Consider the following 25957-nt stretch of genomic DNA (forward strand, 5'->3'; position numbering starts at 1 on the left):
CGAGGATCTTTTGCCTGCCTTTCGATTTCCTTTTTGGTTTGTAATCCAAGGCGGTGAACTCGCCCGAAGTCCTATTGAGATAGATCTGAAAAAGCCTAAGTATAGACAACAAGCTTTTGATAGCTTTCGTTTTCAACTTCACCATCTGAATATAGGCAAAAAAAGAGATGCATAATTATATGCATCTCTTGATTATTCAATATTAAAGAGCAGTTGCCTGTGTTTTTTTCACTTGCACCGGGCCCATACCACGAGGTAATTCAATAGTTTCTCTAGTATCAGCGCCTAAAGCTTCAGCAATATATTCAGCAGCGATATTAGGGTCTAAATCACCGCAAGTGTATACATCAATACTTGCATACCCATGTTCAGGGAAGCTGTGAATAGTTAAATGTGATTCAGAAATGATCACCACACCACTCACTCCTTGAGGTGCAAATTTATGAAAAGCTACCTCTCGAACTTCTGCACCTGATTTAAGAGCAGCATCTACAAATGTTTTTTCAATACCTACTACATCATTTAATTTTTCAAAATCGCAACCCCATAATTCTGAGATTACATGACGTCCCATTGTTTCCATTGAATGTTTCCCCCTTTGACATGATTTTTTTCGTCAAAATGAACAAGTCCCTTGGCAAAATCTTAACTACCACGGGGGAAAGTTAGTCCGAAGAGGTCCTAACCCTTTAAGTAGCTAAATCAGTATTCATCTGCTCTTAAGAAGTTCACGAAAAATAGTATACTTTGTTTAAATATCTTTTGCAATAAATTTTTCTAAACTTTTTCAAATCCTATCCTATGTCCCTCATCATCCATCTTTAATGACAAGGCGTTCACAACAAAACTTAGGAAAAAAGAAAGAACGCACCATGAAAAGGTACGTTCCAATTATTGAAGCATTTTTATTTATGTCGATTCTTTCAAACGTTTACTTCTGATTTCACATTCATCTTCGATGCTACAAACTTAGCAAGATCCACAACGCGGCAAGAATAACCCCATTCGTTATCGTACCAAGCCAGCACCTTTACTTTACGACTTCCCATTACCATTGTAGACAGTCCGTCAATGATGGCAGAATGAGGATTCGTATTAAAATCAATGGACACAAGAGGTTCTGTTGTATATTGCAATACTCCATGAAGTGAGCCTAATGAAGAAGTCATAAACGCTTCATTAATCTCTTCAACTGTAACATCCCTCTTTACATCCACTACTAAATCAACTAGAGATACATTTGGAGTTGGAACACGTAAAGCCATGCCATGCAGCTTCCCTTTTAGCTGAGGAAGAACCAGTGATAGAGCCTTCGCCGCTCCAGTAGTAGTAGGAATGATTGATTGCCCACAAGCTCTTGCTCTTCTTAAATCCTTATGTGGATTATCAATGTTCTTTTGATCATTTGTATAGGCATGAACCGTGGTCATGAGACCGTTTTCAATTCCGAACTGCTCATCTAATACTTTTGCAACAGGAGCTAAACAGTTTGTTGTACAAGAAGCATTTGAAATAACACTATGCTCTTCAATATTTAATGCGCTTTCATTTACTCCCATCACAATGGTCACATCTTCATTTTTACCTGGAGCCGTTAAGATGACTTTCTTTGCACCTGCTTCTAAATGAAGGCTGGCTTTGTCCTTCGAGTTAAATTTACCTGTTGCTTCTATCACAATATCAACATTTAATTCACTCCAAGGTAACGCTTTAGGATCACGATTGCTTAACAATTGAACACGCTTACCATTTACAATAATCGCATTTTCATCAGTCGTTACGTCTGCCTGGAAAATACCATGGTTTGTGTCATACTTAATTAAATGAGCTAATGTTTCCGCTGGGTAACTCGCATTAATCGCTACAACCTCTAAGTTTTCTTCTAATATAGCTTTTCTGAAAACCATTCTTCCAATACGTCCAAAACCATTAATCGCAATTTTCGCCTTCATAAATCCGGCTCCCCTCTATATTAATGTTATACTTATATGTTTTTTTACTAAAAATAGTATAACATATTTAGCGATTTAGGTAATAAATATTTTATAGTTTTTAAATGTTTTATTATTCTGACAAATCCCTCGTTTTAATCATATTGAAGAGAATGAAAAAAATGAATAGATTTTTGTATTCTTTTGTATGGACAGGTAGTTTATTGATGATCATTTTGTTCAAATAAAGTCGTTTTTTAATAATTGTTGTTATTTCGGATAAGAAAGTGGGAGTTGATTTTCGCTGCAGGATGCTCCCTTTCCGCAGGAGTCTCGCACCTGCAACGAAAATCAACTTACTCAGCGAGTGTTTTTCTAACAATAAACTTTTAGAAAAAGCATTTTCTAAAAGAGAAGTGGTTAATTTCTAGTTGTGTATTAGAATTTCTGTATTATATATATTCTTTTGTTTTTATTGAGCTCTGTCACCACATATTTTATAGATGGTGAGGGGAGCTGCGTAGACTCCTGCGGAAGTACGGGCGTGGCGAGACCCCGGAAGCGAAGCTGAGGAGGCTCGGCCGAACGCTAGCAGCAAGAGAAGCAGTTCCCCTCACCATCCAGCACATACTGATTGACAGAGTCATTGGTATACAACCAATTAAAAAGGCAAACAAGGAGAACTCCTTATTTGCCTTCACATACTAAGTATTATGGTTGTAAATTCCAATCCGATAGTAATTTTTCCAGCTGTTCTTTTGTTTGGAGTAATGAACCATTATTATCAATGACTGCATCTGCCAGGATTACTTTTTCCTTTAGAGGAAATTGAGAAGAGATTCGAGCTGAAGCGTCTTTCTGATTTAAATGATTCCTCTCCATTAATCGGGTTAACTGAGTATCTTCATTGACATACACAAGAAGAGTTCGATCCACCATCCAAGTTAAATTACTTTCAAATAAAAGAGGGATATCCATAAAGATCGTTTTTTTGCCTAATGCAATGGCCTCATCTTTATGTGCCAGCATCATACTTCTTACTGCGGGATGAACAATTTCATTTAGTTGTTTTCTTTTTTCCTCATTGTTAAAGATGATGGATCCTAACTTTTCCCGGTCAATAGTTGAATCTTTGTGAAGAATTTCTTCTCCAAACGAATCGACAATGGCTAAATATGCCGGTTGCCCTACTTCAACAACCATTCGTGCTGCTAAGTCTGCGTCAATAATTGTATAGCCTTTTTCACTTAGCATATTTGAAACGGTACTTTTACCACTGGCAATACCGCCTGTTAATCCAATAATACTCGCCATAATTGTAATCCTTTCTACTCATATTGCTACATATTTGATTAAAATCGTAAAATACCTATCAGTATTAATAACACACCTGGTAAAAATGATACTCTGTGCACCCATTTTAAGTGAGCAAAGAATTGCCCCATTTTCAAACCAGAGGATAAAAACAAAAAGCTCATAAAGAGGATGCTTAGGGCAAGTAGTAACGGTGAGAAATTCAATAATGCTGCTCCAATACCAGCTCCAAAGGCATCCAAAGATAAAGCAATCCCGAGCATAAATGCTTCGATTCCAGTTATCGTTCCAGATTTATCAAAATCCGCTGTTAAGGGTCTCTTCAATATTTGAATGACTAAACCAATAGATTTAATTTCAAAGTTAATAAGAGTTTTTTCTTTAGAGATTGGCATTTCTTTTTCAGGGCGAAAAAATTGATATAAAACCGCTGCTCCTATTAGGACAAGGATAAGCCCACCAATTCTCCCTGCCCAAATTGGAGAGATGACAGATTGAATGGTTTGACCGAGTATCATAGCCAATAGTAAGGAGCTTGCAGAACAAATGGAGATAATACTGATTGATTTTATAGGAATTTTCACTTTTCTTAAGCCATAGGTTAAACCAGTGCTAAAACTATCAAGACTTACAGCAAACGCCAATAGTAATAAGGAGATTGTTTCATTCATCGATTAGCCCTCCCAAAAATCATTACAATACTATATGGTAAGGGCTTATCAGATGTTAAATGTTCTTGATTTTACTTTTGGCATTCTGGGCAATAATGGGTTCCTCTTCCTGCTGAAACTTTTTTTTCAATGGTGGATCCGCAAATTTTACATGGTTCATCTTTTCGACTATATACATATAAATTCTGCTGAAACATTCCGATTTGGCCTTGTGAATTCACATATGACCGAATGGTACTCCCGCCCATTTCCACGGCTTCTTTTAACGTTTCAATAATATGCTCATGCAAACGTTGCACTTCTGCTTTGGACAATGTCTTTGATTTTCGATCAGGATGAATACCCGCTCTAAATAAAGCTTCGTCTACATAAATATTTCCTAATCCAACCATTACTGTTTGATCCAACAAAGCGGCCTTTACAATTCTTTCGGTCTTTTTTAGCTTTTTTTCCAGGTAGTCTACTGTAAATTCATGATCAAAAGGCTCGGCTCCAAGCTGGAGAAGAGGAAGATGTAATAATTCCTCTCCCTTTTTGAATAGATGCATCGTTCCGAATTTCCTAACATCACGATACCTTAGCTCTGTTCCATCAGTGAAATGGAAGATGACATGAGTATGCTTCTCTACAGGGTCATCCTGTTTGTTCACCCCATATTTCCCTTCCATTCGTAAATGAGAAACAAGGGCTACATCATTGAAATAAAAGATTAAAAATTTTCCTCTTCTTCTCATTTCAAGTATTTCTTGACCCCTTAAGCTGTGAACAAATTCATGAGTATCAACTGGATTTTTAATCATTTTCGGCCAGGTAACTGAAACATCTTTAATTACTTTCCCCACTACAAGGAGTTCAAGAGTTTTTCTTACTGTTTCTACTTCTGGAAGCTCAGGCATTCATCTACCTCCGTTTGTTTCTTACTTTGCATCGTACCATGATGGTCCATAGGAGTAATCGACCTTTAATGGCACTTCCAGTTCCATTGCATTTTCCATCACTTCTGGGACAATTTTCTTTAATACTTCAATTTCATCTTCAGGTGCTTCAAAGATCAGTTCATCATGAACCTGTAGGAGTAATCGAGATTGAAGATTTTCTTCCCTTAATCGTGCTGCCATATCAATCATCGCTTTTTTAATAATATCGGCAGCGCTTCCTTGGATTGGCGTATTCATGGCCGTGCGTTCTGCAAAACTTCTTAAATTAAAATTACGGCTTGTAATTTCAGGCAAATAACGACGTCGATGAAGAAGGGTCGTCACATAACCTTTTTGCTTTGCATCCTGGACAATATCATCCATATACTCTTTTACCCCCGGGAAGCTTTCCAGATATTTTTTAATAAATTCTCCTGCTTCCTTTCTGGTAATATCAAGACTTTGAGAAAGACCGTAATCACTAATTCCATACACGATACCGAAGTTTACAGCTTTAGCGTGTCTTCTCATATTGGATGTAACTTCTTCTTTTTCTACTCCAAACACGTCCATCGCCGTTTTCGTATGAATATCCATATCATTACGGAAAGCTTCCATCAGTTTTTCGTCCTTGGCAATATGGGCTAAAACCCGTAATTCAATTTGCGAATAGTCAGCTGCAAACATGACCCACCCCTCTTCTGAAGGGATAAATGCCTGGCGTATTTTTCTTCCTTCCTCCAATCGGACGGGAATGTTCTGCAGATTAGGATCGATAGAACTTAAACGTCCTGTTTGAGTCAGAGCCTGGTTAAATCTTGTATGAATTTTACTCGAATCTTTATGAACAACTTTTAATAACCCTTCCAAATAGGTTGATTGGAGCTTCCCAAGTTGACGATAATGAAGAATATAATCAATGATTTCATGTTTCGATTGAAGTTTTTCTAATATATCCGCTGACGTTGAATACCCCGTCTTTGTTTTCTTCACAACAGGCAATTCAAGCTTTTCAAAAAGAATCACACCAAGCTGCTTAGGTGAGTTAATATTAAACTCCTCTCCAGCCAGTTCATGTATCTTCTTCTCTAAATCAGCTAAACGAAGGGCTAATTCATCCTTCATACTTAGTAATCGCTGTTGGTCTACTTTTACTCCGGTATATTCCATCTCAGCGAGTATGAGGGCTAAAGGTAACTCTAATTCAGTAAATAATTCGTATTGTTGATTTTCTTCTAATTCTTTCATACAGGTTGCTCTTAGCTCTTGTAGAATAAGAGCTTTTCTTGCGAGATGAAGAGAAACGATGTCCGTTGATGGAACCTTCAATTTCGCTCCCTTGCCATATATTGATTCATCAGACTCCACCACTGGATGACCGTGGTCTTTTGCGATAGAGGCAAAGTCATTTCCTGATGTTGACGGGTTAATAATGTAAGAGGCTAAAAGTAGATCGAATTCAATTCCTTTCATATGAATCCCGTTTCTCTTTAGTGACACAACGGTTTCCTTAGAGTCAAACACATATTTTACGGCATGATCATTCTCTGCCCATTTTTTAAACTCTTTTGATTTCAAAGCTGTATCAAGGGTAAAGAAAAACGTTCCATTTTCATTGTGTATACTCATTCCAACAATATCACCTAAGTGATAGTTTTCTTCTAAAATTTCAATATAGAGAGAGCTTTCATTCGTAAGATGTTCTTCCGTGATTTCTTCTATGATATCGAAAGATATATCTTCTAATTCTTTTGTTTCTTCTTGTGGAGATTCTCCCATTTTTTCCAATAAGGAATTAAAACCTAAATCTCTAAATACGTCTTTTAATGTGGCCGTGTTCATTCCTTCATATAACAGTTCCTCAACCGTAACATCTAAAGGCGCTTCTCTTAGAATCGTCGCCAATTCCTTACTCATAATGGCTTGATCTTTATTGTCTTCTAGCTTTTCTTTCAGTTTTTTCCCACTTACCTGGTCGATGGACTCAAGAAGTGTTTCCACCGTTTTAAATTCCTTCAAGAGCTTTATAGCTGTTTTCTCTCCTACTCCAGGTACGCCGGGAATATTATCGGAGCTATCTCCCATAAGTCCTTTCATATCCACAATTTGATCGGGTGAGATTTCCCATTTTTCTTGTATATGCTCAGGTGTATACACTTCTATGTCTGTAATCCCTTTTCTCGTAATACAAACAGTCGTTTTTTTCGTGCTCAGCTGTGTTAAATCTTTATCTCCTGAATACACCTTTACTTCATATCCGTCTGACTCGGCTTGTAATGATAGTGTTCCAATGATGTCATCTGCCTCATAGTTTTCTTTTTCATAACGCTTAATTCCATAAGCATCTAAAAGTTCTCGGATATAGGGGAATTGCTCTGATAATTCAGGAGGAGTTTTTTGTCTTCCACCTTTATATTCTTTATATGTTTTGTGGCGAAATGTTGTTTTACCAGCATCAAACGCAACAAGGATATGAGAAGGTTTTTCGTCTTCTATTATTTTTTGCAGCATGGTGGTAAAACCATAAACTGCGTTTGTATGTACACCCTTGTCGTTATTCAATAAAGGCAAGGCAAAAAATGCTCGATAAGCTATACTATTTCCATCAATTAACACTAATTTTTTGGACATATCAGGACCTCCTAGAAAGGCTTGTAAGGTTTATTTGAATTAAGTATGTTTCTTCCCTTTTATTCTATCATGTTAAAGATTGAAAGGAAAAATCGGGCAATCGAAAAAAAAATGCAAAAGCCCTTCAAGAATGAAAATACATTCTTAAAGAGCTTTTAGTTTATTATTCTGTATATCCCATCAATAAGCGAGCATAAGGAGAATCCGATGGTAAAATAATCACTGTCTTATCATCTATTGTCTTCTTATACGTCTCTAACGTTTTAAATAAATCATAAAACCCTGGGTCCTTTGAAAAGGAATTATTATAAATTTTAGCCGCCTCAGCTTCACCTTCTGCACGAATCACATTCGCATCAGCACCAGCTTTCGCTAATAATTCTTTGACCTCACGATCAGTATCCGCTGTAATCCTCTGCTTATCTGCATCTCCTCTAGATAAGTATTCCTGAGCTTTTGACTCACGCTCTGAAATCATTCGTGTATATACAGATTTTTCGTTTGCTTCAGGTAAATCTGTGCGTTTCATTCGCACATCTGTTACAACAATCCCATATCCATCTCGATCTAATACTTCATTCACCTTCGCTGTAATACGATCATTTAGACTTCCACGAGAAGATTTTTCATCATTTATGATTTCATCATATTCTAACTGTCCAAGCTCTGCGCGAACGACTGAATAAATAAACTCTTCCATTTTGGTTTCAGCATTGATAACAGTTCGAGCATTTTTGATCATTTTTAAAGGGTCTTCAATTCTCCACACAGCATAATTGTCGATTAACATACGTTTCTTATCTTTTGTATTAATTTCTGCTTCTGTTACATCATAAGTCATTTGGTGTTTAGGTAAGGTAGTAGTGGATTGAATAAAAGGAATTTTAAAATTCAATCCAGGTTCTTTATCTATCTTCACAACCTGACCGAATTGGCGAACCACTTTATATTCTCCTTCTTTTACGATATATACATTCGTAAAAATCAAAAGTAGGACCGCAAACAAAATGATGAAGAATATGCCTAATTTCGTGTATCTTCTCCATTCGATCGGCTCTCTTTTTTTACTGTTCATATCGAAGACATTATTCTCAGTCATTATTCTTCACTCCCTTCCTGTTTCACCGGTCCATTTTGATTTTCCAGCTGACGAATAGGGAAATACTTAAGTGTTTCTCCACTATCCTTCATAATGTAGATTTCAGCATTTGGGAGTACATTTTCAAGTGTCTCTAACACCAAACGCTTTCTTGTAATTTCAGGATTCGATTTATACTCGTTATAAAGCTTATCAAACACAGCCACATCTCCACGAGCTTGCTCTACACGGGCGATTTTATCTCCTTTTGCTCTGGAAATAATAGCATCCTTTTCACCCTGTGCTTCGTTCGTCCGTTGATTTTGATATTTTTCAGCTTCATTTCTCTTAGTGTTCATAGTTTCTCTAGCATCCGTTACGGCAGTAAAAGCATTTCGAACCTCTGCATTAGGAAGTTCAACATCTTGTAGCTTAACGGCTAAAATTGAAATCCCAATATCATATTCATCAATTAGACTTGTTAAGAGATCTCTCACTTCTGCCTCAATTTCTGCTTTTCCAGAAGTTAAAGCATCATCAATCAATGAGCTACCAATAATACTTCTCAAGGAAGCTGACGTAGCGTCATATAAAATTTCTTCAGGATTGTCTGAGTTAAATAAGTAGTTTTCTGGATTTGTAATCTTCCATTGAACCACCAAATCCGCAAGTACAATATACTCATCACCTGTGATCATTTTCGTTTCTTTAGGAAATTCTTTTATGTTTCCATCCTTTTCTTCATATCCAAACTGAAGACTGAAGGTTTCCTTTGATAAAACTTCAACTGACTGCATTGGCCAAGGCATTTTGAAATGAAGACCAGAGTCTATTACGGGCTCTCCCGCTTCACCGAATGTTAATATTAAGGCTTGTTCTGATTCATCTACTGTATACCATGAAGTAAGCAATACAATGATCAAAATAATAGCGGTCAAAACCATTCCGGTTACTGAATAAATTCGTTTCAAACTCATAAGTACCTTCCCCCTTTATCTCTCTATATATTAGCTTCCTACTAATTTATACGGGTTCAATACAAAAAAGTTTCAAAAATATTAAGAATATGTAACTTTGAATGGGGTTTTTATGGTTCTTACAGAAAAAGAAGTATTTGATTGCAGGGAGAACAATTTTCTGAGAGGGATTTGATTAAAAAGCTCTATTGGTAACTTTGTTGCTTTTGAAAGGTGAGTAGTGGTTGATTTTCACTCAACTTTCTAAGAGAGAGTTTCTTAAAATAGAAAATATAAGTATCTACACGTTTTATTAAACAACATTTTTTTGAATGTTCAGCAGGTGATGATAACAAGGAAGTAAAAACCCTGTTCTTTCATAATATACTGGTTGACAGAGCCTAGCAGATCCTACGTTATAAAAATTGCGAAAATAGGCGTTACATGCGAGGAAAGTAGTTGGTAAAAAGGGAAAAGACGAGAACGGGGTTAGTTCTCGCCTTTTCTTAACTCCTTGGATGAAGGGGTTTCACTTAGTATCGTATCACCCTTTTATTAATAGGAGTTTAACTCTTTGTAAATATACTGTAAACTATCTGTAAATTAAGCCTAATCTTGGTTTTGATCATAAAATTGTTTATTCAGTGATACCGTAAAGGTCGTACCTTTATTTAGTTCACTTTCAACCTTAATTTCTCCTTCATGAGCCTCAATGATGTGCTTCACAATGGCCAATCCCAGTCCTGTCCCTCCAGAATTTCGACTTCTGGCTTTGTCTACTCGATAGAAACGTTCAAATATACGAGGTAGTTCTTCCTCGCTAATCCCTATCCCATTATCTTTAATTGAAATGTGTACTTTTCGTTTATCTTCTCTTACTACTACGATGACTTTACCTCCTTTAGGAGTATAGGCAATCGCATTGCTGATCAGGTTAATGAATACCTGTTTTAAGCGGTAGGAATCTACTTCAGCCTCCCCTACCGTTTCAAAGGATGTTTGAATTTCTATCTCTTTAGACTTTGCTTTTTCCTTTAAAATCGGCATTACTTCTTCAATTAAGCTGGAGATTTCACTCATCTCAGTCGTAAGTTCAAAGCCTTGCTTCTCAATTTTTGAGAGCTCTAGCAAATCTTGAATAAGTGACTGTAATCGATCACTTTCCAATAAAATGATTTCGAGAAATGATTTAGTTGTTTCTGGATCATTCATGGCTCCATCCAACAATGTTTCTGAAAAACCTTTAATGGAGGTAATTGGTGTTTTTAATTCATGAGAGACGTTAGCCACAAAATCTTTTCTCATTTGCTCGAGCTTTTTCAGCTCCGTAATATCATGAAAAACGACCACAATCCCTTTCCATTCGTCATTGTGGCCAATGATAGGTGCACCAGAAACCTCATAATGTCTTCTTTCAATCTTATGAGGGAGAAGAATTTGCTTTCTCAGTCTTTCTTCTGTCATAAAAATCTCTTCAACGAGCTTATTGACTTCTTTATAATGAATGACTTCATGATATCTAACCTTTTTCAATTGAGTTTCTTCAAGGTTAAAAAATTCTCTAAACGTCCTATTGGTTAAGACAATAAACCCGCGATGATCGATTAGTAGTAAAGCACTACCCATATTTTCAATTAATGTAGTCAGCCTGTCTTGCTGCATTTCTTGAGAATTCACCATTTCCTGCAAATTTCGTGCAAGAATATTGATAGAGGAACTTAACATACTCGTTTCATCTACCCGATCTTCAAAGGTTCTTGCCCGATAATTCCCTTTTGCAAGCTCCATAGCAACGTTAGTAGCTGATTCAATCGGTTTCGTATATCGCACCGTGATCCGTGATCCCAGTATGATAATAAGAATCAAGGCAAGCCCCAGGGATATTGTCAGTACAAACCAAATTTGTTGGGTTCCTTTTTCAAGGGCATCTACTTCTGTACTCATAATAAGTAATCCATTCAATTGATTGCTATTGTTACGAAGGGGATACCAGTAATATCGATATTCTGCCTCAGAGGTAATCAGTTTTTTATGTTTTTCTTTTACATCCCAGTTTTTTTCAATCTCTTTAATAATACGTCTTTGTTCAGGATCGGAAGCTTTTACTCTTGAATCTGTATCATGTACCACTCTTCCAAAATCATCTAAAATAGTGATTCGAACATCTAATATATCACTAAGTCCTTTTATCATATTCGGATTAATATCTTTAGGTAATCCATTCTCTTCAATAGAATCAGCCAGTAATCTTGCTTCTTTTTCAATCCTGGAATTAAACGTATCTAAATAAAAATTCTTGAAAATTTGACCTAACAATAAACCTAGTCCAATTAGAACAGCAATAATGAGTGTAATTAGAGCAAAAAGAAGTTTTGTTCTAAACTTGGTCATTGTTTCTTGGGTCCCTCCAGTTTATAACCTAAACCACGAATTGTTTTAATATAGATTGGTTTTTTAGTATTGGACTCAATCTTTTCCCGTAAATGACTAATATGAACATCCACGATTCTTGTATCTCCGGCAAAGTCATAATTCCAAACAGCGCTTAGTAATTGATCCCTTGTTAATACTCGCCCTCTATTGTTTGTTAAATACAATAATAGCTCAAATTCTTTAGGGGTTAATTCTAACAGTTCACCTTCAAAGTAGGCTTCATATTGCTCAGGGTACACCTTTAACTCCCCAACTTCTTTATAGTCAGTAGGTTCAAGTATGGTTGATTCAACAGACTCCTGTATGGCCTGACTACGTCTTAGAATGGCCTTAACTCTCGCTACAACCTCACGAGGGCTAAATGGCTTCGTCATATAGTCATCTGCTCCAAGCTCTAATCCAAGGACTTTATCAAATTCGTCGTCCTTGGCTGTCAACATAAGAATGGGGGTATTAACTTTGCGTTGTCTTAACTCTTTACAGACTTCAATTCCATCCATCTGTGGCAGCATTAGATCAAGTATAATCAAATCAGGTGATTGCTCAATCGCTTTGTCTCTTCCTTCTTCACCATCATGTGCTGTTACGACTGAATAACCTGACTGCTCTAAATTGTACTTCAATAATGTTGCAATGGACTGTTCGTCATCTACTACTAAGATTTTTTTACTCATTATTGTGCCTCCATCGAAAAGAAAATTAACCCCAACATCCAAATCATTATGTAATTGTATCTTTATTATAATATAAAGTATGCTTCTTATCATACTATCAAGGAGTATTTAATACGTATGGCCTTATTTTACACAAAAATAAAAGAACTATGAAATAGTATTCATAGTTCTACTTGATCTTTAAAAGTTTTCTAAGGCATGACTATTCATTTTTTCTAATCTGTGGGGAGGACAAACCTTTATGGTTCCAGTTATCACTTCTTCATCATCTTCATTTACCGCTGTAACTCTAATCGTTACGGTATGAGTGGCTGTATCTACTTCTATGACTTCAAATAGAAATTGGATTGTAGCATAATGATAAACTGGTTTAGGAAAATCAATTTTCTGTTCAAGTATATGAGAACCTGGTCCAGGCAAATACTTTGAAACCGCAGACGTAATGATACCTGTTAACATAATTGATGGTACAATCGGCTTCTTAAAAGGAGTTTGAGAAGCATAATCATGTTGAATGTATAATGGATTTGCATCATTTGTTAACCCTAGATAAAGAAGAAGATCGTTGTCTTCTATTTTCTCAGTTAACGTTAATTTCTCTCCGATTGACATCTCCTCTATTTTTCTTCCTAGTTTTCTCTTTTTCCCTAATAACATAAGAAGCACCTCCGGAATGTAAACGATTACAATTTAGAATAATAAAAATTATCTATATACTTATATACTATCATTTCTAGGGTTTCCATACAAAAGATATTTTAAGCAATGCTGAATTTGTAAATCTCTAAGTGTTATCTTAGATGCATGCGAAGCTGGAGGTTTATATAATAGAGTAAAGAACCTTTTATTTATATTCAATGTGTCTAGTTCCATATATTTATGATTAATCTCAATAATTTCCCTATTATTCTTAAAGGGAAAATAATTAATTCAGGTACTAAAGATACCCCTTCAATTATATGGTTCCAAGGTTTACTTTTTCTCATAATCTAATCCCTCTCCATTTATAAATCGCATAACAAAATTCCCATTAAACTGAGGGTGTAAACAGTGCATAATTATATAAATTGCTAAAAGAATTTTGAATAGTTGAAGGTTTGAAAAATGTATTATAATTCCCCCTTGCACGAAAGGAGTACTAAATGAAAAGAATACTTTTCATTTCCCTAATTATAAGTATATGTCCGTTGTTGATTATTTACATCCTTATAGTTAGATAAGAAATTTTGGAGTTACAGCTAGGGTCTTTTATTAGAGCTTTTGATGTAGAGGTTCATACGCTTAAATAAAATGACTTTTGCGTAACATACGATATACTTTCCTCCCCACCTTGTTGTTTAGTAGAAATAATTATTTGCATTATTTTCCTGAAAATAATGCAAAAGCTGACTCTTTTAATGAGTCAGCCCTTGAAGGTATGAAACTATATGTTTAAAGCTAAGTGATTATGCCAGTGAAGACATAACATTTTTTACTGCTTCTGCTGAATTATTTAATGCAGATTTTTCTTCTTCCGTCAGTTCTAGTTCAATGATTTTTTCTAAACCATTTCCACCTAGAATCGTTGGAACTCCTAAGTAAATCCCCTCAAATCCATACTCACCTTCTAAGTATGCGATAGCTGGAATCACTCGACGTTGGTCCTTCAGAATCGCTTCTACCATTTGGACAAGTGAAGCGGCGGGAGCATAATAAGCACTTCCATTTCCTAATAGGCCTACAATTTCTCCTCCACCTTTACGAGTACGCTCAACAATGGCATCTAAACGATCTTTTGGAATCAACGTTTCTAAAGGAATTCCTCCTGCGTAAGAGTAACGAATAAGAGGAACCATGTCATCTCCGTGACCTCCAAGAACAAAACCTGTAATGTCTTTAACGGACAGGTTTAACTCCTGTGCAACAAATGTACGGAAACGAGCTGTATCTAAAACTCCTGATTGACCAATTACTCGTTCTTTTGGGAATCCAGATTCTTTAAACACAGTGTATGTCATTGCATCTACAGGGTTGGTAAGAACGATGATAAAGCAGTTAGGTGAATACTTAACAATTTGTTGAGTAACAGATTTCATTACCTTTTGATTTGTTTGCACTAAATCATCACGGCTCATACCAGGCTTACGAGCAATTCCAGCTGTGATAACGACAATATCCGAATCCTTTGTATCTTCATAATTAGAAGTACCGGTAATGTTAGCATCAAACCCTTGAACCGGACTGGCCTCAAGCATATCTAATGCTTTTCCCTTTGTTGGATCTTCCATTTGTGGAATATCCACTAATACAACGTCCCCAAGTTCTTTCTGAGCTAGCATAAGTGCTGTTGTCGCACCTGTAAAACCTCCACCAATAACGGATACTTTTCTACGCTTAATTGTCACCATAATTCCCCCTATTCGTTTAAATATGTATTATAGGAGTGTTCATAAATGAACACTCCTACAAATTTATTGGTTATTACATGTTTTCAATTAGAGCTGATCCGAACTCAGAACACTTCACTTCAGTAGCTCCATCCATTAGACGAGCGAAATCATATGTTACAACTTTAGAAGCAATTGTTTTCTCCATAGACTTAGTGATTAAGTTAGCTGCTTCAGTCCAACCAAGGTGCTCAAGCATTAGTACTCCAGAAAGAATAACAGATGAAGGATTCACTTTATCCATTCCTGCATACTTAGGAGCTGTTCCATGAGTTGCTTCAAAGATAGCATGGCCTGATTCATAGTTGATGTTTGCTCCTGGAGCAATACCAATTCCACCAACTTGAGCAGCTAGTGCATCAGAAATGTAATCTCCGTTTAAGTTCATTGTAGCAACTACATCAAACTCAGCTGGACGAGTTAAGATTTGTTGTAAGAAAATATCAGCGATTGAATCTTTTACGATGATTTTTCCTTCTGCTTCTGCTTCAGATTGAGCTTTGTTAGCCGCTTCTAAGCCTTCAGCATCTTTAATCTTGTCATATTGAGCCCAAGTGAATACTTTATCGCCGAATTCTTTCTCAGCTAGCTCGTAACCCCAGTTTTTGAAAGCTCCTTCAGTAAACTTCATGATGTTACCTTTATGAACTAAAGTCACTGACTTACGTCCTTCTGTGATGGCATAGTTAATTGCCGCACGTACTAGACGGTTTGTACCTTCTTCAGATACAGGCTTAATTCCAATTCCAGACGTTTCTGGAAAGCGAATTTTGTTAACTCCCATTTCATCTTGTAGGAAAGAAACTAATTTTTTCACTTCATCTGAACCCTTAGCGTACTCAATACCAGCATAGATATCTTCAGTATTTTCACGGAAGATAACCATATCAGTGTCTTCTGGACGTTTAACAGGAGAAGGAACTCCTTCAAAATAACGTACAGGACGTAGGCAAGTAAATAGATCAAGTTCTTGACGAAGAGCTACGTTCAATGAACGAATTCCTCCACCAACTGGTGTTGTAAGAGGACCTTTGATAGCAATGAAATACTCACGAATCGCATCAAGAGTCTCAGCTGGTAACCATTCACCTGTTTTGTTGAACGCTTTTTCTCCAGCATAAACTTCTTTCCAAGAGATCTTACGCTCACCTTTGTAAGCTTTTTCAACAGATGCGTCTAAAACGCGCTGAGCAGAAGCCCAAATATCTGGACCAGTTCCGTCACCTTCAATGAATGGAACGATTGGATTGTTTGGCACGTTTAGTTGGCCGTTTTGGTTTGTAATTTTTTCACCTTGTGTCATTATGTAGCCTCCATTTTCATTCATTATCAAAGGGGATGACCCTTAAGTGCTAATTGCATTTTAGAGTCAGTCCCCTTCTCTTTATTTATTACACCAATATTTTTGCTATTTGTAAATATTGATGATTAACCTCTTTGTTCAACTGGCACATATTGTTGCTTACCAGGTCCAATATAATCAGCTCTAGGGCGGATTAATCGATTATTGGAATACTGTTCAAGAATATGAGCTAACCAGCCAGACACACGACTTACTGCGAAAATCGGTGTGAATAAATCATGGTCAATACCTAGGCTATGATAAACGGACGCTGAGTAGAAATCAACATTTGGCGGAAGACCTTTGTTAGCCGTAAAGACTTCTTCAATCTTCGCAGACATTTCGTAATATTTGCTTTCCCCTCTTAATTCCGTTAGCTTCTTAGACATTTCCTTAAGATGCTTTGCACGTGGATCGCCTTCACGATATACACGGTGACCAAAGCCCATAATTTTTTCTTTCTTTTCAAGTTTATCCAGGATATAAGATTCTGCTTGATCCACAGACCCAACCTCAGTAAGCATTTTCATCACTTGCTCATTTGCTCCACCGTGTAATGGCCCTTTTAAAGCGCCAATTGCAGCCGTAACACCTGAGTAAACATCTGAAAGTGTTGCCACACATACACGTGCAGTAAATGTTGAAGCGTTTAATTCATGATCTGCATGAAGAACAAGCGCTTTATTAAATGCTTCTATTTCGATAGGTTCTGGATCTTTTCCTGTTAGCATGTACAAGAAGTTAGCCGCAAATCCAAGGTCTTTTCGTGGAGCAATTGGTTCTTGTCCATTACGAATTCTAGCAAAACTCGTTACAATAGTAGGAATCTTTGCTTGAAGACGAACAGCCTTTAGATAATTTGCTTCTTCTTCCATAACATCCGCCTGGTCATCATATAAACCTAGTAAAGAAACAGCCGAACGAAGTGCCGCCATTGGGTGAACTTCTTTAATGTTATACATTTTGAAGTGTTCAATAATTTCTTTAGGCAGAGCTGCATTTTCCGCTAATAGTTCAGTTAATTCCTGAAGCTCTGTTTGAGTTGGCAGTTTAAGATGCCATAGTAAATAAATTACCTCTTCAAAGCTAGCGTTGTTTGCTAAATCATCAATGTTGTAGCCAACGTATGTAAGGGTATCATCGATGATGGAACTAATGGATGATGTTGTTGCTACAACTCCTTCTAACCCACGAGTTGTTGTCATAATAACCTCTCCTTTAATAAGTATTTCACATTTACTCATTTTCATATGAGTATAAAACCCTACAAGACTATCGATATAGCTGTAGTGGGAGTTTAAAAAAAATTGAATACTAAGCTGAGCGATTGCTCAATTCCTATACAAAAAATGATTCCCGGCTCTTGAGTAGTAAATACCATAAGAGCTTAGGATGCGCTTACATTTCCTATTATAAACAATTATCAGACTTTTGTGAACGGAAACGCACTAATTTATATAAAAATTATTTTTCTAGAAAAATAAACCAAGGAATTTCTTTCTTACTGATTTAGGCAAATTATTAGAAATCACTATTATCTAAAAAACCACAATATTATTAATGCGTTTCAAACGTGCAAGTCTTATAACTTCTTTACTATTAAAACCCTCACTTGTTATTATCCTACCATACCAACTTTTTATCCACTTATTCGAACTGAAAAAATAGAACTTCCTTTCATTTCCTGTCTCCTTTAAAATAGAAAGAAAAGAGTGGGTAGGGGGAACAAAATTTGAATTTAGAGTACGTGTACCGCACGCTCCGATTCATCATCGTTGTAGCGATTATCATTCTTTCATTTATAGCCTTGTATTACATATGGAAGCTTGCTTATCCATTTATTATCGCTATTGCAATTGCATTATTAATGAACCCGCTTGTCAACTGGTTTGAAAGGAAGGGCAGGCTTCCAAGAATTTGGGCTGTGACCATTTCCTTAATTATGATTATTGGAATCTTTATAGGTCTGATCACTCTACTCATAGCAGAAATTGTCTCTGGGGCAAATTACTTAGCAGACTCTCTTCCGAGTCATGTGGAAACATTGGTTAAATATGCGGAGAATTTTATTGTTGGCCATGTGATTCCCTTATATCATCAGCTTTCAGGGCTCTTTAAAAATCTTGATGCAGGGCAACAGGATACAATCCTTAATAATGTACAAACAGCAGGAAGTAAAATTGCTACATCAGCTGGAGACTTTCTTCAGAATTTTTTCCAAAAATTACCTCAACTTATTTCCTGGATACCGAATGCGGCTTCTGTTCTAATTTTTTCGGCATTAGCTACTTTTTTCATTAGTAAAGATTGGTATAGATTATCGGCAAAAGCAGAAAAAATCATTCCTGGGAAAGCCATGACGAGTGGAAGAAAAGTTTTTGTTGATTTAAAAAAGGCACTGTTCGGTTTTATCCGTGCTCAGTTTACTCTCATCTCCATAACCGCCATCATTGTTTTGATAGGGTTGATTGTTTTACGAGTAGATTACGCTATTACGATTGCACTTGTAAGCGGACTCGTGGACATATTACCTTATTTAGGAACGGGAGCCGTGTTCGTTCCATGGATTGCATATGAGTTTATTACAGGAAATGTAGGACTTGGTATTGGATTGTCTGTTCTATACTTAGTGGTTGTTGTTCAACGTCAAATCATGGAGCCGAAAGTATTATCTTCAAGCATTGGATTAGATCCTCTCGCTACACTTATAGCTCTTTTCGTTGGTTTTAAGACCATTGGATTTTTAGGATTAATTGTAGGACCAGTTGTCCTTGTCATTTTATCTACTCTGAAACGAGCTGGAGTATTTGAAGATACTTGGAATTTTATTATGGGAAAATAATGATTGAATGTGAATAAATATTAAAACAAGCACGGCTTCAAATGAAGCCGTGCTTGTTTTTGACTATCGATATATAATCACATTGCCATTATTAATCCACCGTTTAAATAGCTTGTATATAAAAGGCTTAAACAATTTACGAGTTGTTGGAAGTAAAAGCATAAACCCAATGGCATCTGTAATAAATCCTGGAGTTAATAACACTACTCCTCCGACCAAAATACATAATCCATCTATAATGGCGTCTCCTGGTAGTTGACCATATTGCATATCTTGTTGTGCTTTTCGAAGTGTTTCGATTCCTTGCTTCTTCGCTAAATAAGCTCCCAATATACCAGTAGAAATAATCAATAAAACTGTTGAGGGTAGACCTATTGCTTGTCCAGAAAGAACAAGTAAACCGATTTCCAAAGCAGGGACAATTATTAATAGTAATAAAATATATCTCATAATGGATTCCTCCATGACATTAGTACGTTCTTTACTATTATAACATATGATTAAGATAACGTATTATGCAAGGATTTCTAGTAATGTTCTATTGGGTCTGAATGGAGAATGATTAGCGATCCTGTAACGGATTTCATAGAGTAGATTTCACATCTGATTTATCTTAATGGAAAACTGACAGAAGAAAAGGGGATTTAGGTTTATTGAAGGAATACGATGTATTTGTGTCAAACACTTTAGTATAGAAGTTGAGGGGGAGCGAGATTGAAAATAGTAGAAACGGATTACTTTATTTTAGATTCTTTATGTAATGGTGTATATGCTGCTATTTCAAAACCTGGGCAAGGTGCTTGGAGTAATGCGGGTATTGTTGATTTGGGTGAAGAAATACTTGTATTTGATTCATTTGCTACCCCATCTGCTGGTTATGAGTTAAGAAGACAAGCAGAAGATATTACTGGAAAAAAAGTAAAATATCTCATTAATAGTCATTTCCACGGTGACCACGTATTTGGAAACCAAGCATTTATGGATACTACGATTATATCTACATCTATGACAAAAAAATGGAGTAAAGAAAAAAATGAAATAGGTGATGTAGAAAAAGAAAAAAACGATATGGAAAAATATCTAAATGACTTAAGAAATCAAGTAGAGTTAAATCAAGATAAAATAAGGAAAGTCAGCCTTACTAACCAGCTTAATGAAATGTCAAAAATTCTTGATGATTTGCCTAGAATGAAACTGGTTCTTTCATCAGTTATCTTCGAAGAAAAATTGATTATAGATGGTTCAAAAAGGAAAGTAGAATTATATTGTTTAGGAGGGGGACATTCTCCGAGCGATACTTTACTGTATTTACCTGAAGAAAAAATTGTTTTTATGGGTGATTTAGTAACGGAGGGATTACATTTACCCATCTATAACCCTGATGAATTTAGTTCTATTTTAGAGAAAGTAAAGGAAATGAATATCGAAACAATTGTTCCGGGTCACGGAAATGTTGGTGATAACGAGCTGTTAAATACATTAGATGGATATTTATCGTTTTTAATTGAAAAGTCAAAGGATGCACTGAAAAAAGGACAAACATTAGAATCCTTTGTTTCAGAGTTTGATACTCCAAATGAATATAAGGAATGGATAGGTGTGAATGGAATCAAAAATAACATATCTAATGTTTATACATTTTATGCAAAATAAACATAGGGATTTGTTAAACACATTACTGGATTAAGAACAAAAAAAACGCTTGGAAATCTCCAAGCGTTTTTAATGTGAAATTTATCCTATTTAATGCCACCAGTGATTAAAGTACGCTTGCATGCCCGTTGTAGATTACCCCACGAGTTGCATCTACAGTAATCTCTTGACCGTTTTCAAATAGGGAAGTCGCATTATCTACTCCCACAAGTACAGGAATTCCTAAATTAATTCCTACTACTGCGGCATGACTAGTTAATCCGCCTTCTTCTGTTATAAGTGCAGAGCACTTCTCTAGTGCAGGCATCATTTCTTTATCCGTACCAATCGTAACGAGAACGGAACCAGGTAATGTGTTTTTCACTGCTTCTTCAGCAGAGGTTGCAACAACCGCTTTACCATAAGCAGATTTCCGGCCAATTCCTTGACCTTTTGCCACAATGTCACCCACTACATGAATTTTCATCATATTGGTTGTTCCTGATTCACCAATCGGAACACCAGCAGTGATGACAATGAGATCTCCATGTTTCGTCATTCCAGAGTTCATGCTTTCTTCAACAGCCATATCGAGCATTTCATCAGTTGTCTTGACTTTACGTCCAACCGTTGGATAAACACCCCATACAAGTGCTAACCTTCTAGATACAGACTCTGTGCCCGTTACGGCTACGATAGGGGCCTTAGGACGGTATTTTGAGATCATACGAGCTGTATGTCCACTTTCTGTTGGAGCAACAATGGCATTCACATCTAAATTAATAGCTGTGTGAGCTACGGATTGACCGATAGCGTCTGTCATATTATGCTCACTATCCTTGCTACGGGCAGATAGAATATCATCGAAATTCAAAGCAGTTTCTGCTCTTGAAGCAATGTTATGCATGGTTTGTACAGCTTCAACCGGATAGGTTCCAGCTGCTGTTTCACCTGAAAGCATGATAGCATCTGTGCCGTCGAAAATAGCATTTGCAACATCACTTGCTTCTGCTCTCGTTGGTCTTGGGTTACGCTGCATAGAATCAAGCATCTGTGTTGCCGTGATGACTGGTTTCCCTTGGGCATTACATTTTTTGATTAACTGCTTTTGAACAAGCGGTACTTCTTCAGCAGGTATTTCTACCCCAAGATCTCCACGAGCTACCATTAAACCATCGGACACTTCTAAAATTTCGTCAATGTTATCTACACCCTCTTGATTTTCGATCTTAGGGATGATTTGAATATGTGGAGCATTGTGCTCTTCTAATAATTGACGAATTTCTAATACATCGGATGCACGTCTTACAAAGGATGCAGCGATGAAATCAACGCCCTGTTGAATTCCAAAAATAATATCGCTGGCATCTTTATCTGTAATTCCAGGAAGGTTTACAGAAACACCTGGTACGTTTACACCTTTTTTGTTTTTCAATACACCGCTATTGGCTACATACGTATGAATTTCTCCATTCGCTTTATCAATTTCAGTGACTTCAAGACCAATTAGACCATCATCTAATAGGATTTTCGATCCAACATGAACATCTTCAATTAATCCTTCGTATGTAACGGAGAATTTTTCTGTTGTTCCTAAAACCTCTTTCATCGATACAATGACAGTTGATCCTTGTTGTAATTCAATTGCACCATCCACCATGTTATTTGTTCTGATTTCTGGTCCTTTTGTATCTAGAAGAATCCCAACGTTTTTACCTGATTTTTCTGCTGCTTTACGAATGTTTTCGATTCGCTGTCCGTGCTCTTGGTGATCACCATGTGAAAAATTCAATCGAGAAACGTTCATACCTGCCTCGATTAATTGAGATAATTTTTCTACACTTTCACTTGCCGGACCAATTGTACATACTATTTTCGTTTTTCTCATTTATCATTACCTCCTGAAATCTATCAACACTTTAAATTGAAAGCTCTTTGGAAAGATTATACATTTCTAAGTCAATTTGATGTGGTTTAGCCAATGCTTCAATAATGTCATAATCAACAAGTTGATTCTTCTCAATACCAACAGCTCTTCCACCTTTTCCTTCCATCAATAATTCAACGGCACGCGCTCCTAAACGACTCGCTAACACCCGATCGGATGCTGTTGGGGTTCCCCCACGTTGAATATGACCCAGAACTGAAACTCTTGTGTCCATTCCTGTTGCTTCTGTAAAACGATTGGCAAATTCATTTGCAGACATAACACCCTCTGCTACAATGATAACGCTATGCTTCTTTCCGCGTTCTTGCCCTTTTTTCAATCGACTGACTACATCGTTTAAATCGAATTTTTCTTCAGGGATAAGAATGGTTTCAGCGCCACCTGCAAGGCCGGACCACAGAGCAATGTCTCCTGCGTTTCGTCCCATCACTTCAATAACAAATGTTCTTTCATGGGAAGTGGCTGTATCACGTATTTTGTCAATGGCATCAATAACTGTGTTAAGAGCAGTATCAAAACCGATCGTATACTCTGTCCCTGGAATATCGTTATCAATGGTTCCAGGAACACCGACACAAGGATACCCTAATTCAGTAAGGGCTTTTGCACCTTGATAAGATCCGTCCCCACCAATAACAACCAGTCCTTCAATACCATGCTTTTCTAGTTGTTGAATTCCTTTTTGTTGTCCTTCTTTTGTTTTGAATTCTTCACAACGAGCTGTATACAGCATCGTTCCGCCTCGGTGAATGATATCACCAACCGAACCAAGCTCAAGCTTTTTAATATTACCATTGATTAAACCATTGTACCCCTGGTAAATACCGTATACTTCGATGTTTTGAAAGATTGCTTTACGTACAACCGCACGAACGGCTGCATTCATTCCCGGTGAGTCTCCACCACTTGTTAATACACCAATCTTCTTCACTATGATCACCTCATCAAAAAATAAGCTTTTATATGTAATGGCAAAATCTAACTTGTTAATGGTTTCACATAAGGCTAAGGACTCATCAATAATGTAAGGGATATTCCATTTCCATGCCTTACATTATTATGGACCAATAGACTATGGATTATTTCTAAAATAACACGAAGATTCAAGGTTCTCAACAGGTTAATAGAGGGAAACTCAAAAGACGAAATAATCTATTAAATGAAAGCGTTTCAATTGTAAAAACCTTCAAAATTCCGACACATCTATGTTTTTTTCTATATTGAAATGATAATAAAAAGACTGACAAATGGTAATTTTCCTATTTGTCAGTCCTCTTTATCTTTATGATTTTACCCCAATTAAGTCATTTAAAACAGAATATTCACCCATTGATTTAAACTTTTCATAACGATGCTCAACGAGTTTTTCTTTTTTAAGTGGAACTAATTCTGTAAGGGAACGCTTTAATACTTCTTCTATATATCCAGCTTGTTCTTTTACATTTTTATGTGCTCCACCAGTCACTTCAGTGATAATTTCATCAATCAATCCCAGATCTTTTAAGTCAGGGGCAGTAATTTTCATGGATTCAGCAGCTTTTTTAGCTTGAGTCGAATCCTTCCAAAGGAGTGCAGCTGCCCCTTCAGGTGAGATAACCGAATAGGTAGAGTTTTCAAGCATATGAATGTGGTTCCCCACTCCTAATGCCAGTGCCCCACCACTTCCACCTTCACCAATGACAATACAGATAACGGGAACGGTTAACCCCGCCATTTCTACTAAGTTTCTTGCAATGGCTTCACTTTGTCCTCGCTCTTCCGCTGCTTTCCCTGGATAAGCACCCTTTGTGTCAATAAAACAAATAATTGGGCGATGAAACTTCTCTGCCTGTTTCATTAATCTAAGTGCTTTACGATAGCCTTCAGGATGAGGCATCCCAAAGTTTCTTCGGATGTTTTCTTTCGTATCCTTCCCTCTTTGATGACCAATAATGGTTACGGGCATGCTTTGAAACTTCGCAATACCTGAAACAATCGCTTCGTCATCGCCATATAAGCGATCTCCATGCATCTCAATAAAATCGGTAAAGAGATAGCTTATATAATCAAGAGTAGTAGGTCGATTAGGGTGACGAGCTACTTGCACTCGATCCCAAGGCCTCATATTTTCATATATGTCATTTTCAAGCTTTTGCAATCGAGTTTCCAGCTTATCAATCTCTTTTGATAAATCTACGTCTGAATTCTGAGTGAATTCCTTAAGCTCTGCAATTTTTTTCTTTAATTCAACAACAGGCTTTTCAAACTCCATCTCGTTTACCATGGTAGATCACCGTCCCACTGATGAATATCTAATACTGTGCCTATCTTTTCTTTTAAATCCAATCTGGAAATGACTCCGTCAAGCTGCCCATGTTTTAATAAAAATTCCGCTGTTTGGAAGTCCTCAGGTAAGTCTTCACGAATAGTTTGTTCAATGATTCTTCTACCTGCAAATCCAATGAGGGCTCCAGGCTCTGCAAAATTATAATCACCCACTGAGGCAAAACTTGCAGATACTCCCCCGGTCGTAGGATGGGTCATAATTGAGATGAATAAGTTCCCATTTTCACTCAATCGTTTTAGAGCAACACTCGTTTTCGCCATTTGCATAAGGGAAAGGACTCCTTCTTGCATGCGTGCCCCTCCAGATGCTGTGAAAATAATAAATGGAACCTTTCTTTTATCAGCTTCTTCAATGGCTCTCGTGATTTTCTCACCTACAACGGATCCCATACTTCCCATTCGGAATCTCGAATCCATGATCGCTACTACTACATCAATTCCGTTAACCTTCCCTGAACCGGTCAAAACAGCTTCATTTAATCCTGTTTTTTTACGATCTTTCTCAAGCTTTTCAAGATAATCCGGGAAACCTAGGGGATTAACAGATACTAGTTCCTCATCAAGTTCTTTAAAGGTTCCAGCGTCTATAAAACTATTCATTCTTTCGGTTGAGCTCATACCATGATGAAACCCACAATGCAGACATACTTTTAAGTTTTTCTGTAGTTCTTTTGTGTACATGATTTTTTTACAATCAGGACATTTCGTCATAATCCCTTCTGGCACGTCTTGTTTAGCTGCCTCAGAAGGGATGGTTGCATATTTTTTCTTTTTGGATTTATTGAAAAGTTCCTTAAGCAAGGTGTAACCTCCTTAACTATTTACAGTAGCTTTTTC

The 25957-nt window shown here is 36.8% G+C and carries 21 protein-coding genes; 2 read left to right on the forward strand and 19 right to left on the reverse strand.

Translation table 11 applies throughout. The features are described from left to right. Positions 1-202: 202 nt before the first annotated feature. The 14 genes from speD to citZ all read right to left on the reverse strand — a co-directional run bounded on the left by speD (position 203) and on the right by citZ (position 17578). Entirely contained in the window at positions 203-583 is a 381-nt protein-coding gene (gene speD / locus IQI_RS10490) for an adenosylmethionine decarboxylase (RefSeq protein ID WP_064092586.1), read from the reverse strand. A 340-nt stretch (positions 584-923) separates the two neighbouring features. After that, positions 924-1952: a glyceraldehyde-3-phosphate dehydrogenase gene (locus IQI_RS10495; protein WP_064092587.1), complete on the reverse strand. Its 1029-nt coding sequence runs from the start codon at positions 1950-1952 to the stop codon at positions 924-926. 690 nt (positions 1953-2642) lie between these two features. Then, a complete protein-coding gene (coaE, locus tag IQI_RS10500; protein WP_064092588.1) occupies positions 2643-3245 on the reverse strand; it encodes a dephospho-CoA kinase in 603 nt (200 codons plus the stop codon). Positions 3246-3283: 38 nt separating this feature from the next. Then, the gene (gene ytaF, locus IQI_RS10505; protein WP_064092589.1) at positions 3284-3916 is read right to left on the reverse strand and encodes a sporulation membrane protein YtaF; all 633 of its coding nucleotides are present in this window, start codon (positions 3914-3916) and stop codon (positions 3284-3286) included. 71 nt (positions 3917-3987) lie between these two features. Beyond that, positions 3988-4812 carry a DNA-formamidopyrimidine glycosylase gene (mutM, locus tag IQI_RS10510; protein ID WP_064092590.1) on the reverse strand — a complete coding sequence of 275 codons (825 nt, stop codon included), beginning with the start codon at positions 4810-4812 and terminating at the stop codon, positions 3988-3990. Positions 4813-4833: 21 nt separating this feature from the next. After that, positions 4834-7464: a DNA polymerase I gene (gene polA, locus IQI_RS10515; protein ID WP_064092591.1), complete on the reverse strand. Its 2631-nt coding sequence runs from the start codon at positions 7462-7464 to the stop codon at positions 4834-4836. Positions 7465-7627: 163 nt separating this feature from the next. Further along, positions 7628-8563: a protease modulator HflC gene (gene hflC, locus IQI_RS10520; RefSeq protein WP_064092592.1), complete on the reverse strand. Its 936-nt coding sequence runs from the start codon at positions 8561-8563 to the stop codon at positions 7628-7630. Further along, positions 8563-9519 carry an FtsH protease activity modulator HflK gene (hflK, locus tag IQI_RS10525; RefSeq protein ID WP_064092593.1) on the reverse strand — a complete coding sequence of 319 codons (957 nt, stop codon included), beginning with the start codon at positions 9517-9519 and terminating at the stop codon, positions 8563-8565. Before hflK ends, hflC begins: the two co-directional genes overlap by 1 nt. A gap of 588 nt (positions 9520-10107) precedes the next feature. Then, positions 10108-11889 (reverse strand): two-component system histidine kinase PnpS, encoded by a 1782-nt coding sequence (gene pnpS, locus IQI_RS10530; protein WP_064092594.1) that lies wholly within the window; start codon positions 11887-11889, stop codon positions 10108-10110. Continuing rightward, positions 11886-12605 (reverse strand): response regulator transcription factor, encoded by a 720-nt coding sequence (locus IQI_RS10535; RefSeq protein WP_064092595.1) that lies wholly within the window; start codon positions 12603-12605, stop codon positions 11886-11888. Before IQI_RS10535 ends, pnpS begins: the two co-directional genes overlap by 4 nt. A gap of 180 nt (positions 12606-12785) precedes the next feature. Then, a complete protein-coding gene (locus IQI_RS10540; protein WP_064092596.1) occupies positions 12786-13262 on the reverse strand; it encodes a MaoC family dehydratase in 477 nt (158 codons plus the stop codon). Positions 13263-14050: 788 nt separating this feature from the next. Then, positions 14051-14989 (reverse strand): malate dehydrogenase, encoded by a 939-nt coding sequence (gene mdh, locus IQI_RS10545; RefSeq protein ID WP_064092597.1) that lies wholly within the window; start codon positions 14987-14989, stop codon positions 14051-14053. A 76-nt stretch (positions 14990-15065) separates the two neighbouring features. After that, a complete protein-coding gene (icd, locus tag IQI_RS10550; RefSeq protein ID WP_064092598.1) occupies positions 15066-16334 on the reverse strand; it encodes an NADP-dependent isocitrate dehydrogenase in 1269 nt (422 codons plus the stop codon). Between the two features lie 125 nt (positions 16335-16459). After that, entirely contained in the window at positions 16460-17578 is a 1119-nt protein-coding gene (gene citZ / locus IQI_RS10555) for a citrate synthase (RefSeq protein ID WP_064092599.1), read from the reverse strand. Between the two features lie 527 nt (positions 17579-18105). Here citZ and ytvI point away from each other — a divergent pair. Beyond that, positions 18106-19215 (forward strand): sporulation integral membrane protein YtvI, encoded by a 1110-nt coding sequence (gene ytvI / locus IQI_RS10560; RefSeq protein WP_064092600.1) that lies wholly within the window; start codon positions 18106-18108, stop codon positions 19213-19215. 63 nt (positions 19216-19278) lie between these two features. Here ytvI and IQI_RS10565 read toward each other — a convergent pair whose 3' ends face one another. After that, positions 19279-19665, reverse strand: a complete 387-nt coding sequence (locus tag IQI_RS10565; RefSeq protein WP_064092601.1) for an FxsA family protein — start codon at positions 19663-19665, stop codon at positions 19279-19281. 264 nt (positions 19666-19929) lie between these two features. On the opposite strand from IQI_RS10565, the gene IQI_RS10570 reads away from it, so the two are divergent. Then, positions 19930-20868, forward strand: a complete 939-nt coding sequence (locus IQI_RS10570) for an MBL fold metallo-hydrolase (protein ID WP_064092602.1) — start codon at positions 19930-19932, stop codon at positions 20866-20868. A gap of 106 nt (positions 20869-20974) precedes the next feature. Here IQI_RS10570 and pyk read toward each other — a convergent pair whose 3' ends face one another. The 4 genes from pyk to accD all read right to left on the reverse strand — a co-directional run bounded on the left by pyk (position 20975) and on the right by accD (position 25921). Further along, a complete protein-coding gene (pyk, locus tag IQI_RS10575) occupies positions 20975-22735 on the reverse strand; it encodes a pyruvate kinase (RefSeq protein ID WP_064092603.1) in 1761 nt (586 codons plus the stop codon). A gap of 31 nt (positions 22736-22766) precedes the next feature. Further along, positions 22767-23726: a 6-phosphofructokinase gene (pfkA, locus tag IQI_RS10580; protein ID WP_064092604.1), complete on the reverse strand. Its 960-nt coding sequence runs from the start codon at positions 23724-23726 to the stop codon at positions 22767-22769. A gap of 351 nt (positions 23727-24077) precedes the next feature. Further along, positions 24078-25058 carry an acetyl-CoA carboxylase carboxyl transferase subunit alpha gene (accA, locus tag IQI_RS10585; RefSeq protein ID WP_064092605.1) on the reverse strand — a complete coding sequence of 327 codons (981 nt, stop codon included), beginning with the start codon at positions 25056-25058 and terminating at the stop codon, positions 24078-24080. After that, entirely contained in the window at positions 25052-25921 is an 870-nt protein-coding gene (accD, locus tag IQI_RS10590; protein ID WP_064092606.1) for an acetyl-CoA carboxylase, carboxyltransferase subunit beta, read from the reverse strand. The genes accA and accD overlap by 7 nt, the downstream gene beginning before the upstream one ends. Between the last annotated feature and the right edge of the window lie 36 nt (positions 25922-25957).

Source organism: Rossellomorea aquimaris TF-12, from assembly GCF_001648555.1.
GTDB classification, from domain to species: domain Bacteria; phylum Bacillota; class Bacilli; order Bacillales; family Bacillaceae_B; genus Rossellomorea; species Rossellomorea aquimaris.